Source organism: Paraburkholderia acidisoli, from assembly GCF_009789675.1.
Lineage (GTDB): Bacteria > Pseudomonadota > Gammaproteobacteria > Burkholderiales > Burkholderiaceae > Paraburkholderia > Paraburkholderia acidisoli.
Window position 1 is genome coordinate 651769 of sequence record NZ_CP046913.1, and the last position, 17533, is coordinate 669301.

The 17533-nt window shown below is 66.5% G+C and carries 15 protein-coding genes; 10 read left to right on the forward strand and 5 right to left on the reverse strand.

Translation table 11 applies throughout. The features are described from left to right. Positions 1-17 precede the first annotated feature (17 nt). Positions 18-194, forward strand: a complete 177-nt coding sequence (locus tag FAZ98_RS02830; RefSeq protein WP_158948586.1) for a DUF1427 family protein — start codon at positions 18-20, stop codon at positions 192-194. Between the two features lie 83 nt (positions 195-277). On the opposite strand, the gene FAZ98_RS02835 is transcribed toward FAZ98_RS02830, so the two are convergent. Next, positions 278-733 carry a host attachment protein gene (locus FAZ98_RS02835; protein ID WP_158948588.1) on the reverse strand — a complete coding sequence of 152 codons (456 nt, stop codon included), beginning with the start codon at positions 731-733 and terminating at the stop codon, positions 278-280. Between the two features lie 349 nt (positions 734-1082). Between FAZ98_RS02835 and FAZ98_RS02840 the strand changes: the two genes are divergently transcribed. Next, complete coding sequence (locus FAZ98_RS02840; RefSeq protein ID WP_158948590.1) at positions 1083-1730, forward strand: pyridoxamine 5'-phosphate oxidase family protein; 648 nt, start codon at positions 1083-1085, stop codon at positions 1728-1730. A gap of 102 nt (positions 1731-1832) precedes the next feature. Here the strand turns inward: FAZ98_RS02840 and FAZ98_RS02845 are convergent, their stop codons facing one another. The 3 genes from FAZ98_RS02845 to FAZ98_RS02855 all read right to left on the reverse strand — a co-directional run bounded on the left by FAZ98_RS02845 (position 1833) and on the right by FAZ98_RS02855 (position 4725). Then, entirely contained in the window at positions 1833-1967 is a 135-nt protein-coding gene (locus tag FAZ98_RS02845) for an entericidin A/B family lipoprotein (RefSeq protein WP_158948592.1), read from the reverse strand. A gap of 179 nt (positions 1968-2146) precedes the next feature. Then, the gene (locus FAZ98_RS02850; protein ID WP_158948594.1) at positions 2147-3253 is read right to left on the reverse strand and encodes an MraY family glycosyltransferase; all 1107 of its coding nucleotides are present in this window, start codon (positions 3251-3253) and stop codon (positions 2147-2149) included. 83 nt (positions 3254-3336) lie between these two features. Next, complete coding sequence (locus FAZ98_RS02855) at positions 3337-4725, reverse strand: calcium-binding protein (RefSeq protein WP_233272645.1); 1389 nt, start codon at positions 4723-4725, stop codon at positions 3337-3339. 453 nt (positions 4726-5178) lie between these two features. Between FAZ98_RS02855 and FAZ98_RS02860 the strand changes: the two genes are divergently transcribed. The 8 genes from FAZ98_RS02860 (at position 5179) to FAZ98_RS02900 (ending at position 16376) form a co-directional block, all read left to right on the forward strand. Continuing rightward, on the forward strand, positions 5179-6267 hold the full coding sequence (locus FAZ98_RS02860) for a sugar transferase (protein ID WP_158948596.1): 1089 nt from the start codon (positions 5179-5181) through the stop codon (positions 6265-6267). 128 nt (positions 6268-6395) lie between these two features. Continuing rightward, a complete protein-coding gene (locus FAZ98_RS02865) occupies positions 6396-7652 on the forward strand; it encodes a polysaccharide biosynthesis/export family protein (protein ID WP_233272646.1) in 1257 nt (418 codons plus the stop codon). Positions 7653-7709: 57 nt separating this feature from the next. Further along, positions 7710-9956 carry a polysaccharide biosynthesis tyrosine autokinase gene (locus tag FAZ98_RS02870; protein ID WP_158948600.1) on the forward strand — a complete coding sequence of 749 codons (2247 nt, stop codon included), beginning with the start codon at positions 7710-7712 and terminating at the stop codon, positions 9954-9956. A 266-nt stretch (positions 9957-10222) separates the two neighbouring features. Continuing rightward, positions 10223-11326 (forward strand): glycosyltransferase family 4 protein, encoded by a 1104-nt coding sequence (locus FAZ98_RS02875; RefSeq protein WP_158948602.1) that lies wholly within the window; start codon positions 10223-10225, stop codon positions 11324-11326. Between the two features lie 98 nt (positions 11327-11424). Continuing rightward, positions 11425-12651, forward strand: a complete 1227-nt coding sequence (locus tag FAZ98_RS02885; RefSeq protein WP_407672048.1) for a glycosyltransferase family 4 protein — start codon at positions 11425-11427, stop codon at positions 12649-12651. A gap of 94 nt (positions 12652-12745) precedes the next feature. After that, entirely contained in the window at positions 12746-14149 is a 1404-nt protein-coding gene (locus tag FAZ98_RS02890; RefSeq protein ID WP_158948606.1) for a hypothetical protein, read from the forward strand. Positions 14150-14326: 177 nt separating this feature from the next. Continuing rightward, positions 14327-15235, forward strand: a complete 909-nt coding sequence (locus FAZ98_RS02895) for a glycosyltransferase family 2 protein (protein ID WP_158948608.1) — start codon at positions 14327-14329, stop codon at positions 15233-15235. A 46-nt stretch (positions 15236-15281) separates the two neighbouring features. Continuing rightward, the gene (locus FAZ98_RS02900; protein ID WP_158948610.1) at positions 15282-16376 is read left to right on the forward strand and encodes an acyltransferase family protein; all 1095 of its coding nucleotides are present in this window, start codon (positions 15282-15284) and stop codon (positions 16374-16376) included. Positions 16377-16441: 65 nt separating this feature from the next. On the opposite strand, the gene FAZ98_RS02905 is transcribed toward FAZ98_RS02900, so the two are convergent. Beyond that, on the reverse strand, positions 16442-17497 hold the full coding sequence (locus tag FAZ98_RS02905) for an acyltransferase family protein (RefSeq protein ID WP_158948612.1): 1056 nt from the start codon (positions 17495-17497) through the stop codon (positions 16442-16444). Positions 17498-17533 lie beyond the last annotated feature (36 nt).

Below are 17533 nucleotides of genomic sequence, written 5' to 3' on the forward strand. Positions count from 1 at the left end.
GAGCGAGGAGACAAACGATGAAGGCGTATCTGGTGTCGTTCGCGGTGGGCGCGCTGGTCGGGCTGATCTATCACCTCGTGCAGGTGCGCTCGCCCGCGCCGCCGACGATCGCGCTCGTCGGCCTGCTCGGCATGCTCGCGGGCGAGAACGCGATCGGCTTTATCCGCGCCTGTGTCGCGCACCTGGCGGGCTAGGGCGCGGCGTGCGATGAATGGGCGACGACTGTGCGGCGTGCGGCGCGCAACGCAACCGCGCGTGGCCGCGCCCGCGCGGCGCGTCAGGCCTCGGCGCGCACGAGCCGCTCGGGCAGATGCGCACGCAGCGCGCGGGCGTCGAACTGCGCGAGGTCCTTGTCGAGTTCGAGCGTGACGAGGCTGCGCGTTTGCGCGTCGATGGCCTTGCGCAGCGCGCCCAGAAATGCGGGCGGCGCGGCGAGCACGAGCGTGCCGTAGCGCTGCTCGTTGCGCGACTTCGTGAGCATCTGCGCGATTTCGCCCGCGAATACGGTGGCTTCGTGCTCGTGCTGCGTGGTGTCGGGATCGGATGCGCTGCGGCCGGGGCCCACGCGGTCGTAGGTGCGTCCCGGTTTGTCGGTGACGAGGTCCTCGTCGGGCACGCGGCCCTGCGGATGCAGCAGCGTTTCGATCTCGTCGATGGCGCCCAGCGGGCTTTCGGCGGCGAAGATGCGCGCGGTCACGCGATTGGCGACGACAATCCAGATCGTTTTCGACATGGTTCCTCCCGGGATCGAATGGACTCGCGCCACGCGGCGTGAGCCCCAAGGGTAGCGCGATCGCGGCGCGCGGCGCGCGAACGTGCCGGCGCGGTTCGCGCGCGGATTTGCGCCCCGTTTTGCATTCCCGCTTGCATTCCTTCCTGCACTCCTTCCTGCACTTCGGCTTGCACTCGAGCTTGCACGCAGACCGGCACGGTGGCGCGTTGGGGCCGAGTCCGCATGTGCCGCGCCTGGCGCATTCGCCGTGCTTCCCGTTTTTCGGGAGGATGATTCCCGCATTCGGGCAATTCTCTTTTCCTGCGGAAAGCCTAATCTGGAAGCTCCCCGCCTTTTCACGGAGCTCGCCATGAACTCGTCCCCTGACTGGCCCACCCGCCGCTATCCCAGCGATGTCGCGTTTTCGCCGGCCGTGAAGGCGATGCAGACGCGCTTCGGTTCGCGCGAGCTGTATGGGCGCGTGGAGCGCGAGCATGGCTGGGGCGTCGCGCTCGAACCCGATATCGAGGCGTTCGTCGAAGCGCAGATCAGCGCATTTCTCGCCACCGCGAGCGCCGACGGCCAGCCCTACGTGCAGCATCGCGGCGGCGCGCCCGGTTTCCTGCGCGTGCTCGACGACCGCACCATCGCGTTCGCCGATTTCATCGGCAATCAGCAATACATCACGCTCGGCAATCTCAGCGAGAACCCGCGCGCGCAGCTGTTTCTGATCGATTACGCGCGGCGCCGGCGCGTGAAGATCTGGGGCCGCGCGCGCGTTGTCGACGACGATCCCGAACTGATCGACCGGCTGATGGCGCCAGGCTACAAGGCGCGCGCCGAGCGGGCGATCGTGTTCACCGTGGACGCGTGGGACCTGAACTGCCCGCAGCACATTCCGCAGCGTTTCGAGGCGGCGGACGTGAAGGCGGCGCTGGACGAGCGCGACGCGCGCATTCGCGAACTGGAGGCGGAAGTGGCGCGGCTGAAAGCCGTGGGCGAACCGGCATCGGCATGAAACCGGCGCCGCGCTTCCCGACGACGCGCGCGCCAATGAAAAAGGGCGGCCGAGGCCGCCCTTTGCTTTGATCGTCGCTACGGTTGCTACATATTGCGGGTGTTACTTGGCTTTTTCAGCCGTGTTCGAAATGGCGTTGCCGCCCTTCGAGATGTCCTCGCCCGCGCCCGCGATGGTGTTGCACGCGGCAAGCGACAGGGTGAACAGTGCACATGCGATGGCAAGATAACGGCTCATATCGACGCTTCCTCATTCGAAAAGATCAATCGCACGCGGGCCGATGCGGCACCGCGATACGCAGTGTAGCCGCACTGCGAGGCGAGCGGGCACGTCGTATGCGCAGCGCGCCGATCTTTCGTATGGCTTTCGATTCGTGGCAAGTCAGGAAGCGGGCGTGATCGTTGCAAGAAAAGCCGTCAGCTACGCCGGTGCGACTTGCGCACCACGAGCCATTTCGGCGAGCGGAACCGCACGATGCTCACGTAGAGCCACACATAAGTCAGCGCGAACACCACCACGAAGCAGAACAGGTGCAGCGTGTGGCGCCAGAACAGCGTGGCGGGAATCACGGCGATCAGGCACAGCAGCCACAAATACGGCGAAGTGAGCGAATTGCGGCGCGTGAGTTCGCGGGCGGTGCGCGCGCCCACGGCCCAGCGCATCAGCCGCTTGTAGACGAGCATGTGCAGGTGGACGCCGTCGGGAATGCCGGGCGACATGCCGCGCACGAACTTCTTCCGGTAGATCGAGAAGCAGGTTTCGAAGATCGGGTACATGAACAGCAGCACCGGATACCACGCGGAAACGTCGCGGTTGCGCATGACGAGCAGGATCGACAGTTCGGCCAGCATGAAGCCGATGAAGTACGCGCCGCCGTCGCCGAGGAAGATCAACCCGGCGGGGAAGTTCCAGAGGAAAAAGCCGAGCACGCCGCCCATCATGATGAACGACGCCGAGAGCACGACCGGGTCGTGCACCTGGAACGCCACGTAGGCGAGCGAGGCGAACATCATGAGCGCGACCATCGAGGCGAGGCCGTTGAAGCCGTCGATGATGTTGACCGCGTTGGCGAGCGCCGCCACCGCGAGCACGGTGATCACGCACGAGACGACGGCGTAGGAGAGCAGCACGTCGAGCACCGGCACGCTGATGCGCGTGACCGCGATGCCCAGAATGAAGTAAGCGAGTGCGGCGGCCGCCATGGTGCAGACGAGGCGCGCGAGCGGCGAGACCTTTTTCGTCAGATCTTCCACGAGGCCCGAGGCGAATGCCGGAATGCCGCACGCCACGATGCCGAGAATGCCGTTCGAGACGGCCGGATAGGTGCCGTGCAACTGCACCGCGCCCACCAGCAGCCCGGCGAGAATGCCGGTGCCGCCAATGCGCGGCACGGGCCGCGCGTGGAATTTCTGCACGCCTTCGAGGTCGGAGTCGACGGAAAACCGTTCATGCAGATGCGCGTAACGCACGATCAGCAGCGTGACCAGCAAAGAGACGAGAAAGCCGAGTGCGAAACTGAGCATGAACGAGCGACCGCGACCAGAAGAGGGAATGCGGGATTATACAAAGGCGCGGTGGCGGGTTCGGAGCGGGGCGAGGCGGCAGGTCAGGCGCGCGGCGCGGCGGCGAGCGTCACCTCGATCAGCAGCGGATGGTCGGGCATGGCCACCTCGAGCTGGCGCACGTTGCGGTGACTCGCGCGCGGCGTGTCGGCGACCAGCGGGTCGTAGATGTCCACGCGGCTCGCCAGCGCGCCGAAATCGAGTTGCACGGGCGCGGGCGCGCTTTCGAGCGGCGTGCCTTTCTCGCGATTCCAGATCGGCGTTTCGTTCCAGAGCACCAGCACGAAGCGGCCGTCCTTCTTCTGCAGCAGCAGACGGTTCGCCGAGGGCGGCAGATCGGTGAGCGTGTAGCCGAGCGCGCCGTGCGCCGCGCGATTCACGGGCGCCGCGCCGCCCGCATTCAGGATCGAGGTGAGATTGCGGATGGCCTGGGCGACGCGCTTCGGGCTGTTGTCGATCCGGAACATGCCGTAGTGCATCTCGTTGTTCTTGCCTTCCGGGTCTGGCTTTTCGTCGAGCAGTTCGTAGACGTAGGTCCGCTTCACGCCCGCGGCGGCGGCATCCATATAGCCGTTGAGCACGCCCTTGGCCTGGGTGGCTTCGTCCACGCCGAGCATGTACCAGCCCGCCTGCGGCAGCGAGAAATAGCCGAACTCGGTGATCACGGCGGGCAGGCCGTACTTCTTGAACGTTTCGATGGCGGGCGGCATCCACTTGTCGCCGTTCGCGTTCCAGGTGGGTTGCTCGCCGTTCTGCGGATACACGTGCAGATTCACGTAGTCGGCGGAATCCGCGCGTGTGGCGATGGTTTTCGGATCGTAGCCCGTGAGGTCGTACACGGCCACGCCGGCGAGCGCCGGGCTCGCGCGCACCTGTGTGAAGGCGGCGCGCTGCGAGGCGAGGCCGCCCGCCATGCCGGTCTGACCGCCATAGGTGACGGGCCAGTGATCGATCTCGTTGTAGCCTTCGAGCGCCGCGACGCTGCCCGGCGCGGCCGCGCCCAGCCGCGCGGCTTCCTTCACCGCGGCCTCGACGTCCTGGTGCATCACCAGATTGAACTTGATGCCGCGCTGCGCGAGAAATACGTAGCTCGAGAGCGGCGCGGCGTTGCCGGGCGTGAATTCGCGCACGTGATGAATGCCGAGCCAGGCGAGATCGTCGGCGACGTTGTGGAGATTCGCGTACGCGCCGTCGAGATAGTTGATGTGCGTGTTGACGGCGAGCGTGTCGATGAAGGCGTCGGCGGGCATCGCGCGCACGGCGTCGGCGGCTTGCGCGGCTTGCGCGGCCGTGGCGAGCGCGGCGGCGCACAGGCCGAGCGCGAGCCGCGCGGCTATCGACGGCTTCGTCCCGCGCTTCGTCGTACGTTGCCGCGCGCGCGTTTGCGTGCGCGCCGTCTTCCACTTCCCGGTGAGATCAACAGCGTATTCCACAGCACATTCCTCGCATGGGCGGCCAGCGGTTCCGGTTGCCTCGCCCAACCCGGCGTCGCGGAACGTCTCTCGATGCTGCGCAATTCTGACGTGCCACGACGTGCGGCGTGTGTGCGACGACCCACAGATCGGCGGCGTGCGCGCGACTACATTGCGCACGTGAGCCACCGCACATTGGCGCCTTCCTTCAGTTCATAAGACGTAATCCCCCATGACGTCAGCGTTTTTGCGCGCGACGGCGCGATCGATATCGCACGCATGACGCGTTGCGAGGCAGGGATCGCGAGAACTTTGTGGGATTGCGCACGGACCCTTTGTCGCCCGCTTCGTAATCTGTCGACGTGGAGTTTCGAGGCGCAGACGGCGATCGCGCGATTGCCGCCTGCGCTCTCAGCAGCACACCTCGCCAATCAAACGAAAATCGCCGACCGCTACACGCAATGGGGTAGGGAAATGTCCGAGTTAACACAGCGTGCAACCGATACTGCGCTGATCCAGCGTGTCACCGACATCGCGCTGATCGTGCTGGGCGCGATTTGCGCCGTGCACCTGAATCTGAATTCACAGATCGGCCAGCCGCATCATCCCGATCCCACGCTGGTGGCGTTTTGCGCCGCGCTGGCGTTGTCGGTGTTTCCCGCGTTCGGCGCGTATGGCTCGCGCAAGAACCGCTCGCTGTTCGGCGTGGCCGGCCGCACGGCCGTGGCCTGGCTCTGCGTGCAGCTTTGCGGCCTCGTGCTGCTCTACGCGATTCACCACGACCATCTGCTGCAACTGCCGTGGTTCATCTACTGGACGCTCACCACCGGTATTTCGCTGCTGGGCTCGCACACGCTGTTCTTCTCCGAGTTCAGCGTGCTGCGTCTCACGCGCGCCTGGCTGCATCGCGAGCCGCTCGACGTCGAGCCGCGCAGCGCCGTGCGCAATGCGGTGGTCGGTCATGCGCTCAAGCGCGGCTTCGACATCGTCGCCGCCGTGTGCGCGCTCGTGATCCTTTCGCCGGTGCTGCTCTGCGTCGCGCTGATGGTGCGCCGTGACGGCGGCCCGATCCTTTACGGCCACAAGCGCGTGGGGCGGCACGGCAAGACTTTCCGCTGCCTGAAGTTCCGCTCGATGGTGGTGAATTCGGAGCAGGTGCTGGCCGAGCTGCTCGCCCGCGACCCCGAAGCGCGCGCCGAGTGGGACCGCGAGTTCAAGCTCAAGAACGACGTGCGGATCACGCGCATCGGCCGCTTCCTGCGCAAGTCGAGTCTCGACGAACTGCCGCAGATCTGGAACGTGCTGCGCGGCGAAATGAGCTTCGTCGGCCCGCGTCCCATCGTCGACAAGGAACTGGAGCGCTACGGCGAGGACAGCAAGTACTACCTGATGGCGACGCCGGGCATCACGGGCCTGTGGCAGGTGAGCGGGCGCAACGACATCGACTACGCGACGCGCGTCCTGCTCGACGTCACTTACGTGATGAACTGGACCTTCCGGCGCGACATGGGAATTCTCTTCAAGACGTTTTTCGTGGTGATTCGCGGCAGCGGTGCGTATTGACAGGATGGGACAGGGGTTGCACTGCATATGACAGACCTTGTATCCGCGCCACACGTAATGGCCTGGAACGCATGTAACCGGATGGGGGTAGGGCAATGGAAACGAATTCGCAAAACGGAGCCGGCGGCTTGACCGAAGCGACGCCGGCACAGGGAGCGCGCGAGCGCGCGTGGAGCGGCTGGCGCCGCGCGGTGGCGGGCATCGCCTGCGTTGCCGTGGCGGCGTTGAGCGGTTGCGCGCTCGCGCCGGGCATGTCGTTCGCCGGCGGCGACAAGAACGCCCAGCAGGGCAACGCGACGGCCGCGGCCACGGCCGCCACCACCGCCGCGTCGGCGGACGGCGCCTCGGGCGCGGTCGTGCCCGACAGCCTCACGGCCAAGGGCTATGGCGCCGGTGCGGGCCAGCTCGTGGAGATCACGAGCGAACTGGTGGCGAAGGAGCGCGCGGACCGCCCGACGGGCATCTCGCCGCAGATCCAGAAGCTGTTCGGCACGCCGGCGCCGTATCAGATCGGGCCGGGCGACATTCTGAGCATCGTGGTGTGGGATCACCCCGAACTCAACATGCCGTCCATGGGCAACGTGACCCAGACCGACCAGCAGTCGGGTTCGACCTCGGTGTCCTCGGGCTATACCGTCGACACCAACGGCTTCATCCAGTACGCGTATATCGGCCCGTTGAAGGTCGAAGGCATGTCGGAGATGGGCGTGCGCGACGTGCTGGCGGACAAGCTCGCGAAGTACGTGCGGCAGCCGCAGGTGACCGTGCGCATCGTGACGTATCGCAGCAAGCGCGTGTATCTGGACGGCGAAGTGAAGACGCCGGGCGTGGAAGTGCTCAACGACCGCCCCATGACGCTGCCGGAAGCGATCAACCGCGCGGGTGGCTTCACGAGCACGGCCGACCGCTCGCAGGTCGCGGTCACGCGTGGCGACTCGACGGTCGTGATCGACATGCCGGAGATGATCCGCAAGGGCTACAACCCCGACCGCATCATCCTGCACGACGGCGATCTCGTGCGCGTGTTCGCGCAGGCCGACAGCAAGGTATTCGTGGTGGGCGAAGTGGAGCGCCCCGGCGGCGTGATGTTCAACAACGGCCGCATGTCGCTCAACCAGGCGCTCGGCAACGCGGGCGGCATCAGCCAGGCGTCGGGCGACGCCTCGCAGGTGTACGTCGTGCGCGGCCAGGACACGGCCAAGCCGACCGTGTTCCATCTGGACGCGAGCAATGCTTCCGCGATGGCGACCGCCGACTCGTTCGAGCTGAAGCCCAACGACGTCGTGTTCGTCGATACGTCTTCTCTCGTGAAATGGAGCCGTGTCATCAGCCTGATTTTGCCGACGACCCAGGCAGCGGCGGCCAGCCGCGCAGTGGGTTACTGAGGCCAGCACGTCTATTAGCCGCAACGAGCGGCACGACTACCAGCGAGAGAGGACAAGATGAAGCAGCGCGAATTTTTGCTCGAGGGCCCGGCGGAGACGGTGATACCGCTCTCGCCTTCCACCGAAGGCGGGCACATGAGCAGTCTGCTCGACACGCTGTACGCGGGACGCAAGACGATCCTGATCGCCACGGCGGTCGCCACGCTGATCGGCGTGCTGTACGCGAGCCTCGCCCGTCCGGTGTACGAATCGGACATGCTGATCCAGGTGGAGGAAAGCCCGAATCCCGCCAAGACGGCGCTTGCTGAAATGTCGTCGCAGTTCGCCATCAAGACCGGCGCTTCGGCGGAAATCGAAGTGCTGCGCTCGCGGCTCGTGGTGTCGTCGGCGGTGAGCGCGACCAAACTGTATATCCGCACGGCGCCGCGCTATCTGCCGGTGATCGGGCGCTGGGTCGCGCATCATCTCGGGCTCGCGAGCTGGTCGGGCAAGGGCGGTTACGCGTGGGGCGACGAGGCCATCGACGTGACGCAGTTCGACGTGCCGGAGCGCCTGCACGGCAAGCCGTTCGTGCTGACCTGGCACGGCGAAGGCCTCTATACGCTCGAAGGCAACGGCCTGAAGGTCGACGGTCATGTGGGCGAAACGCTGCACGAACAGGTGGCGGGCGGCGCGATCGACCTGCTCGTGAATCATATCGACGGGCAACCGGGCGTGCGCTTCGACATCGCGCGCGATTCGGAACTGAGCGCGATCCAGGCGCTGCAGGCTTCGCTGATGATCTCGGAGAAGGGCAAGGAGTCGGACGTGATCGGCGTGTCGCTGGACGGCGCCGAACCGGTGCTGACAGCCACCATTCTCAACGCCATCGGCAATGAATACGTGCGGCAGAACGCGCAACGCACGCAGGAAGAAGCCGAAAAGTCGATCGCGTTCCTCGACAAGCAACTGCCCGTGCTCAAGGCGCAGCTCGAAAAGGCCGAGAACGAATACAACACGTTCCGTTCCGCGCATGGCGCCGTGAATCTGGGCGCCGAAGCGGCCGCGCTGTTGCAGAGTTCGTCCACCGCGCAGCAGCGTATTGCCGAGTTGCGCCAGCAGCGCGCGCAGTTGATGGCGCGCTTCACGCCCGACAACCCGGCGCTCGTGGCCGTGGACGGCGAGCTTGGCGAAGCGCAGAAGGCGCTCGGCCAGCTTTCGGCGCAAACGCGCGCGCTGCCGCCGATCGAGCAAGGCCTCGTGCGCCTGCAACGCGAAGTGACGGTCGACACCAACATCTACACGAACCTGCTCAACAATCGCGAACAGCTGCGCTTGCTGAAAGCGGGCCGCGTGTCGAACGTGCGCATGATCGACGCGGCCGTGCCCGCGGAAAGCCCGGTGCGTCCGAAGCGCGCCGTGCTCGTGGTGGCCGCGCTCTTCACGGGCCTCTTTATCGGCATCGCGATCGTGCTGCTGCGCCAGCGTCTGAACCGCGGCGTCACGCTGGTGGACGAGATCGAAGTGGGTACGGGTCTCGCCGTGTTCGCCGCCGTGCCGCGCAGCCGCATCCAGCAGACCATGACGCGCCGCCTGCCGCAGCAGCCCATGGGCACGAACACGGTGCTCGCGCACACGGCCGTGTTCGACGCGGCGGTGGAAAGCCTGCGCAGCTTCCGCAGCGCGCTCGAACATGCGCTCGAAGACGCCAACAATCGCGTCGTGCTGCTCGCGGGCCCGACGCCGATGGTGGGCAAGTCGTTCGTCTCGGTCAATCTCGCGGCCGTGTTCGGCGCGGCGGGCAAGCGCGTGCTGCTGATCGACGCCGACCTGCGCCGCGGCACGCTCAATCGCCACGTGAGCGTGCCCAGCACGCCGGGCGTGACGAACATCGTCGCGGGCGACCTCGAGTACAGCGAGATCGTGCATCAGGACGTGATGCCGGGCGTCGACTTCGTCGCCACGGGCGGTTACGTGACCAACGCGAGCGAACTGCTGCGCGCGCACACGTTCTCCGACTTCGTCGACTGGGCCAACAGCGTGTACGACCTCGTGCTGATCGACGCGCCGCCGGTCCTGCCGGTCGCCGATGCGGGCATCATCGGCCAGGTCGCGGGCACGGTGTTCATGGTCGCGCGCCAGGGCGCCACGAGCGTGGCCGAGCTGCGCGAGTCCGTGCGCCGTTTCGAGCAGGTCGGCGTGCCGATCCGCGGCGTGATCTTCAACGACATGACCTCGCGCCCCGGCCGTTACGGCAGCGACTACGCGGCCTACGGCTATACGAGCTACGGCTTCGCCAAGGACGCGAAGGTGGCGCAGCAATAAGTTCGCGCGGCCCGATCTTCGGGCGTCGTGGAAGCAGGCCGTCGTGCGTGAAAGCGCGCGACGGCCTTTTTGCTTTTGCTGCATGAAACAAGGGGCATTCGCGCGATTTCGCATGGCATGAGCGACGGCGAACATTCGCCATGGGGAAGTTCGCCCACACTCGATGTCATACGAAAACAGATGTGCGGCCTCTCGGATCAGAACGTGCGTTGCGGTGCCGCCGCGCGTACGGGGCCAGCGCATGAGCACCGCCCTGGACCCGATCGATGAAACACGTGCAAGCTCCCAATCTGCTGATTAACGGCCGCTTTCTCGGCCGGCGCGCGACCGGCGTCGATCGCTTCGCGTTCGAGACCATTCGCGCGCTCGATCAACTCATCGAAATGCGCGATCCGCTCGTCGCCGGTCTGCGCGGCGAGATCGTCGTGCCCGAGGCGATGGCGAGCATCGCGAATCCGTTCCGGCACGTGAGCCTGCGCGCGAGCGGCAAAGGCGGCGGCGTGCGGTGGGAGCAGCTCGGTTTGCCGCAGGCCGCGCGCGGCCGCCTCCTGCTCAACCTCTGCAATTCCGGCCCGCTGATGTACCGGCGCCAGGTGACGGTGCTGCACGACGCCGCGCCCACGCGCGTGCCCGACAGCTACAGCCGTTCGTTCGTCGCGTGGTACCGGCTGATGGCGCCGCAGATCGGCCGCGTCTCGCAACGCGTGATCACGGTCTCGGAGTTTTCGCGGCGCGAGATCAGCGACGCCTACCGCATTCCGCACGCCAAGATCGGCGTGGTGTCGGAAAGCGGCGAGCACATGCTGCGCGTGCAGGCCGACGAAGCGGCCGTGGCGCCCAAGCTCAACGGGCGGCCGTTCGTGCTCGCCGTGGGCAGCCTGAATCGTCACAAGAATTTTCAGCTCGTCGCGGACGCGGCGCGCCAGATCGGCGATGCGCAGTTCGACATCGTGGTCGTGGGCGGCGGCGACGCGCGCGTGTACGGCACGGGCAAGGACGCGCTGCCGGCGTTCGTGAAGCATCTCGGCTACGTGAGCGACGGCGAACTGGCCGCGCTCTACCGGCGCGCCGCGTGTTTCGTCTATCCGTCGCGCTACGAGGGCTTCGGGCTGCCGCCGGTGGAAGCGCTCGCGCTCGGCTGCCCCGTGATCGCATCGCGCTTGCCGGCGGTGCAGGAAGCGTGCGGCGACGCCGCGCTCTACACCTCGCCCGACAATCCCGCCGAACTGGCGCAACTGCTCCAGCAAATCACCGCGGACGCCGCGCTGCGCGCGCGCCTTCGCGAGCGTGGCCGCGCACGTACAGAAGAACTCACCTGGCGCGCGACCGCTGCCAGATTGATCGAGGAGATCTCGCCGTGGCTAATGTAACGCTTGCAGTAACGCCGGTAACGTCCGCCGCGCCCGTGGTGCCCGTGGCGCCGGTCGCCCCCGTGGCGCCGGTTGCTCCGGTGGCCGTCGCGTCGGTCGTGCCGGTGCCGCCCGCCTTCGACACGCGCCGCTTCGGCCGCGTGGCGGTGGTGCACGAATGGCTCGCGACTTACGCGGGGTCGGAGAAAGTTGTCGAGCAGATCCTGCAACTGTTCCCCGACGCCGACCTCTACAGCGTCGTCGACTTTTTCCCCGACGAGCAGCGCAGCGTGCTGGGCGGCAAACGCGCCCGCACCTCGTTCATCCAGCATCTGCCGCGCGCGCGCAAATCGTTTCGCGCGTACCTGCCCCTGATGCCGCTCGCAATCGAGCAGTTCGATCTGTCGTCCTACGATCTGGTGATTTCGTCGAATCACGCGGTGGCGAAGGGCGTGCTGACCGGGCCGCATCAGGTGCACGTGAGCTACGTGCATTCGCCGATCCGCTACGCATGGGATCTCCAGCATCAGTATCTGGCCGAAGCCGGCATGCGGCGCGGCCCGAAAAGCTGGATCGTGCGCGCGCTGCTGCACTACATGCGCATCTGGGATCAGCGCACGGCGCACGGCGTGGACGCGTTTATCGCCAACTCGGCGTTCGTGGGCCGGCGCATCCACAAGGCATACGGCAGCGACGCGACCGTGGTGTATCCGCCCGTCGACGTCGAACGCTTTCAGCTCGGCACGCAACGCGAGGACGTCTATCTGATCGCGTCGCGCATGGTGCCGTACAAGCGCATTCCGCTGATCGTCGAGGCCTTCGCGAAGATGCCGCAGCGCCGCCTCGTGGTGATCGGCGACGGCCCGGATCTCGCGCGCTGCCAGGCGATCGCGGCGCCCAACGTCACCTTGCTCGGCTTCCAGCCGGACGCGGTGCTGGTGGACTGGATGCAGCGCGCGCGCGCCTTCGTGTTCGCGGCGGAAGAGGATTTCGGCATTTCGGTGGTCGAGGCGCAGGCGTGCGGCACGCCGGTCGTGGCGCTCGGGCGCGGCGGCGTGCGCGAGATCGTCGTGGAGTCGGCCGATCCCGAACGCGCGACCGGCCTCTTTTTCCACGAGCAGAGCGTGGAAGCGATCATCGACGCGGTGGAGCGTTTCGAGCAGGCGCCGGCGTTTCGCGCGGAGGTGTGCCGCCGCAACGCGCTGCGCTTCACGGCGGAGCGCTTCAAGCGCGAATTCATCGGCGTGGTGGAACGGGCCGTGGATGCGGCGCGCGAGCCTGTCGACGTCGATCTCGATGTCACGGCCGAAGCCGGGCCGGAAGTGCGCCGCTGGCGTTCGGCCTGATACGGCCAGCGAGCAACGAGGGCCGAGCTTACGGCCCGGTCACGAAACGCCGCCCGCGCAGGACCGTGCGCGCAGCGGCTGGGGGTGAAGCCAGATGCAACTATCGCTATTCGGCGTGGCCGTCTTCGTTATCGGACTGGCCACGCTCTATACCTCGTATCGCGGCGCCGTGTACGCCATGGCCGCGTGCTGCCTGTTCGGCGCGACGCTCGCGCTGGGACTCGGCGGCATCGGCATCATGCCGGCGCAGCTCTTTCTCGCGTTCTTCGCGGTGCGCGCGTTCAATCTCGCGGGCGGCAAGCGCATCGCCGACGCGTTCTCGCTCGACAAGCCCGGCTTCTGGCTGCTCTGCACCTGCATCTGGGGCGTGTTCGGCGCGATCCTGCTGCCGCGCCTGTTGCGCGGCTCGACGCTCGTGTTTCCCGTCGACCACGACATGGGCGGCTCGGTTCTGCTACAGCCGCTCGGCCCGGTCTCGGGCAATCTCTCGCAGGCGTTCTACTGTGTGGGCGACGTGGTCGTGTATGCGTGCATGTACGCGCTGCTCAAGTATCGCGGCGCGTATCGCGCGCTCGCGAGCGCCGTGCTGCTGCTCGCGGCCCTCGACGTGTCCGCCGGCATTATCGACATCGGCACGCACGCGGTTGGCCTCGACGTGATGTCGGTCATCAAGACCGCGCAATACGCCGACCTGAGCGGCGAGGAAATGGGCGGGCTCGTGCGTATCACGGGCACCTTTCCGGAGACCTCGGCGTTCTCGACCTTCACGCTGCCGCTGTTCGTGTTCTGCCTCAATCTCTGGCTGGTCGGCTATCGGCCGAAACTGTCCGGCGCGATCGCGCTGGGCGCGGGGGCGCTGCTGCTGTTGTCGACCTCGGGCACCGCCTACGTGGGCCTCGGCGCCTACATGTTCGTGCAGCTGTTCAGCCGCCCGGGCCGCGTTTCGTCCGACGCCGGTCCGCGCAAGCGCCGCATGTGGATCATCGCGGGGTGCGCGGGGCTGCTCGGCTCGCTCTACGTCGTGCTGTTCCTGCCGGTGGTGGCGAACGTGCTCACCGACTTCGTCAACACGACGGTGTTCGGCAAGGCCGACAGCTCCTCGGGTGTCGAGCGCATGAGCTGGAACACGCAGGGCGTGACCAATTTTTTCGACACCTACGGGATTGGCGTGGGACTCGGCAGCATTCGCACCTCGAGCTTTCTCGTGGTGCTGCTCGCGAATCTCGGCATCGTGGGCGTGGTGTGTTACGCGCTCTTTCTCGGCAAGTCGATGTTCTCTTCGGTGGCCGAGCACTATCCGTTCACGGAACGCGCCGTGTGCTACGCCGCGCGCCACGGCATGATCGCCACGCTGATCGTGGCGTCGATCTCGGCGGGCGTGTTCGAGCTGGGTTCGTGCTTCTATTTGCTGGCGGCGGCGGCCGGCGCGTTGCCCGCGCGTTCGCCGCGCCGCGTGCCCGCGCGCGAGGTGTGGGTGCCGCAGCGCGTGCAGGAATGACGCGCGAACGCGAGATGCCGTGCTTGCGTGGGGCAGCCAGCATTCGCGGGTTTTACGTATCGATAAGATGCCTTCCGGTAAGCGATTAAAAGGCGGCTGAGGACGCGGATTCGAGAGGATCGGGGCGCGAGGCCGGCGAGGCGATGGATGGATTCGAGCGGGTATTCACGAGTGACCATGACGAAAGAAAACCAAACGCCACTGTTGGGGAAACCGGCCAAAGTCTGCGTGATCTTTCCCACGCGAGGCCGCGCCGCCGTGCTCGCGCATGTCGTCGACTTCGTCGACATGCAGACCGTCAAGCCCGAGCTGATCATCGTGTCCTGCGTTTCCGACGAGGACGTTGCGGGCCTCGCGCGCCGCCCCGGTCTGCTCGTGATCCAGGGCGCGCCCGGCAGCACCGTGCAGCGCAATCACGCGTTCGACCACGTGCCCGCCGACATCGACGTGGTGATCATTCTCGACGACGACTTCCTGATGCATCCCACGTGGATCGCCGAAGTGGTGAAGGCGTTCGACGCCGACCCGTCGATCGCCTGCGTCACGGGCACCGTGGTCGCCGACGGCATTCACGGCCCCGGCTACTCGGTGGAGGAAGGCCGCGCGATCCTCGCGCGCACGCGCGACGTGCCGCCGCACATGAACATCACGTCGACGGGCGGCCCCTACGGCTGCAACATGGCGTTTCGCGCGCGCAGCATCGCGGGCCTGCGTTTCGACGAGCGCCTCGTGCTCTACGGCTGGCAGGAAGACCGCGATTTCGGCGGCCAGATCTGGAATCGCGGCGACCGCGTCGTGCGCATCAACACGGCGCTCGGCGTGCATCTCGGCGTGAAGCGCGGCCGCGTGTCGGGCCGCAAGCTCGGCTACTCGCAGGTCATCAATCCGCTTTATCTCGTCAGCAAGAAGACCATGCCGATGCGCGACGCGCTCGACCACGTCATGCGCAACGTGGCGAGCAACGTCTTGAAGAGCTTCGCGCCGGAACCGTGGATCGACCGGCGCGGGCGGCTGGGCGGCAACCTGATCGGCCTGTGGGATTTCGTGCGCGGGCGGCTCACGCCCGAGCGCGCGGCGCGGCTATGAACGCCGGCGCGCGCGGTTATCCGCATCGGCATCGAGGAGCAAGGCAATGAAGAGACTGGACTCGATTCAGGCGCTGCGCGCGGTGGCCGCGTTGCTGGTGATGGTCTGCCACGCGGCCACCGAGGTCGACGTGGGCACCTCCGCGTCCGCCTCGCACTGGTGGCTGCTCGTGAACGCGAAAGGGCAGTTCGGCGTCGATATTTTCTTCGTCGTGAGCGGCTTCGTGATGATGTACATCATCTCGGGCCAGCGCTCGGGCGGCACGAGCGCCACGTGGTTCATCAGCGAGCGCATCGTGCGCGTGGTGCCGCTGTACTGGGTCGCCACGCTGCTCTCGGTGGCCGTGGGCGTGGTGGTGCCCGCGCTCAAGCACAAGAGCTTCGTTACGCTGCCCTACGTGTTGCGCTCGATGTTCTTCGTGCCGTCGAGCAACCCGATGACGGGGGCGCCCGAGCCCGTGCTCGGCCTTGGCTGGACGCTCAACTACGAGATGTTCTTTTACGTCGTCATTTCGTGCGTGCTGCTGCTCGGCATCCGGCGCGTGTATCTCGCGCTGATCGCGGTATTCGTCGCGCTCGTCGCGCTCGGCATGGTGCTGCAACCCGAGAGCGTGGTGCTCAAGAGCTGGACGCATACGATCATTCTCGAATTCATGTTCGGCGTGCTGTTCGCGCAATTGCGGCTCTCGGGCGTTCGCGTGGGCTTGCCGGTGCAACTCGCGCTCCTCACGGCGGGCGTGGCGGGCTGGCTGCTCACGGGTTTGCCGATCCACGGCGAATTCGACCTGCGCGGTCTGGTCTGGGGACCGCCCGCCGCGCTGATCTTCGCGGGTGTCGTGCTGGGCCGGCGCGAAGCGGCGTACCCGAAGCTGCTGCTGCTGATCGGCGATGCGTCGTACAGCCTCTATCTCACGCATCTGTTCGTCATGCGCGCTACCTCGCTCGCGGTGAATCATCTGCCGATGAATCCCGCGCTGCGGCCCGTGGTGTTCTTCGCGATCTTCATTCCGGCCGCGGTGGGGCTCTCGATCCTCTCGTACCGCAAGTTCGAAGTGCCGACCATGCGGCTCGGCCGGCGCGTGCTGCGCGGCTGGCTCACCAAGCCGGCCGTGGCCGAAGGCGGCGCGGCGGCGGGCACCTGAATGCCGGTCGCGGCGAGCAAGAAAAACGGGCCTCGCGCCCGTTTTTCTTTTACCGCGCAGCCCACTCAACTCACGTTGCGCTCGATCGGCACGCCGCCCTCCGTTGCGCCGCCCGTCCTGCGTTTCGACGCCTGAAAGAGCGCACGCGCGCGCCGGTGCAGCGGCCGGTCGACGAACTGATACAGCACGCCGCCCACGGCCGTGGCGATCACGACGATCACCACCGCGCCCGCGGGCGTGGTGGCCTCGAAACCGGGCAGCAGGCGGGGCAGCAGTTTGCGCGCGGCTTCGACGCAATAAGGATGACTCAGATACACCGCATAGCTCGCGTCGCCGACGAAGATCAGGCCGCGCGCGAGCGGCCCGTTGCCCAGCGACGTTTCGAGACTCAGCGCGCCGAGCACCATCAGGACCGCGGGAAGGCCGAAGCACAGCAGCTGCATTTGCGCCAGCACGTGCCAGTCGAGCCAGGCCATCGTCAAGTAAGCGCCGATCATCATGGGCACGGCGAGCGCGGGGCGAATGCGAAAACCGCGCCGCCATAGCCACCACACGAAGAAGCCGAGTGGAAATTCGAACACGCGCTGATAGGCGTAGAACGCGGCGAACACGCCATTCGAGCCGCTCATCTTCGCGACGCCGTACACCACGAGAATCGCGGCCGAAGCGAACAGCAGCCGATAGCGCCGCATGACGACGAGCGAGAGCGCGACCACGAGATAGAACATCATCTCGTAGTTCAAGGTCCAGCCGACGAACAGCATGGGAAAGAGCTGGCCGCTTTCCTTGCGATACGGAATGAACAGGAGCGACTTGAGGAGATTGCCGAGGTCGGCGGTCGTCGAATTGAACAGCGCGGGCACGACGAGCGTGGCGGCGAATACGCAGCCGGTCAACAACCAGTACAGGGGGACGATGCGGGCGATGCGGTCGGCGAGGAAGCGCCGGGCGGTGATCTCGCGATTCTCCAGCACGAGCGCGATAACGAAGCCGCTGAGAACGAAGAAGATGTCGACGCCGAACTCACCGAAGGTGCGCGGCGTGTTCGTGAAGATGTGAAAGACGATGACCGTGGTTGCGGCGATGGCGCGCAGCACGGTGAGCGAGCGTAGCTTGTTCATCGAGAGGTCGCAGTCTCATGGTTCGACAATGTCGGT

Excerpts from the sequence above, each read along its gene's own strand:
- FAZ98_RS02830 (WP_158948586.1), top strand. The coding sequence starts at position 18 with ATGAAGGCGTATCTGGTGTCGTTCGCGGTGGGCGCGCTGGTCGGGCTG.
- FAZ98_RS02835 (WP_158948588.1), bottom strand. The coding sequence starts at position 733 with ATGTCGAAAACGATCTGGATTGTCGTCGCCAATCGCGTGACCGCGCGC.
- FAZ98_RS02840 (WP_158948590.1), top strand. The coding sequence starts at position 1,083 with ATGAACTCGTCCCCTGACTGGCCCACCCGCCGCTATCCCAGCGATGTC.
- FAZ98_RS02845 (WP_158948592.1), bottom strand. The coding sequence starts at position 1,967 with ATGAGCCGTTATCTTGCCATCGCATGTGCACTGTTCACCCTGTCGCTT.
- FAZ98_RS02850 (WP_158948594.1), bottom strand. The coding sequence starts at position 3,253 with ATGCTCAGTTTCGCACTCGGCTTTCTCGTCTCTTTGCTGGTCACGCTG.
- FAZ98_RS02860 (WP_158948596.1), top strand. The coding sequence starts at position 5,179 with ATGTCCGAGTTAACACAGCGTGCAACCGATACTGCGCTGATCCAGCGT.
- FAZ98_RS02870 (WP_158948600.1), top strand. The coding sequence starts at position 7,710 with ATGAAGCAGCGCGAATTTTTGCTCGAGGGCCCGGCGGAGACGGTGATA.
- FAZ98_RS02875 (WP_158948602.1), top strand. The coding sequence starts at position 10,223 with ATGAAACACGTGCAAGCTCCCAATCTGCTGATTAACGGCCGCTTTCTC.
- FAZ98_RS02890 (WP_158948606.1), top strand. The coding sequence starts at position 12,746 with ATGCAACTATCGCTATTCGGCGTGGCCGTCTTCGTTATCGGACTGGCC.
- FAZ98_RS02895 (WP_158948608.1), top strand. The coding sequence starts at position 14,327 with ATGACGAAAGAAAACCAAACGCCACTGTTGGGGAAACCGGCCAAAGTC.
- FAZ98_RS02900 (WP_158948610.1), top strand. The coding sequence starts at position 15,282 with ATGAAGAGACTGGACTCGATTCAGGCGCTGCGCGCGGTGGCCGCGTTG.
- FAZ98_RS02905 (WP_158948612.1), bottom strand. The coding sequence starts at position 17,497 with ATGAACAAGCTACGCTCGCTCACCGTGCTGCGCGCCATCGCCGCAACC.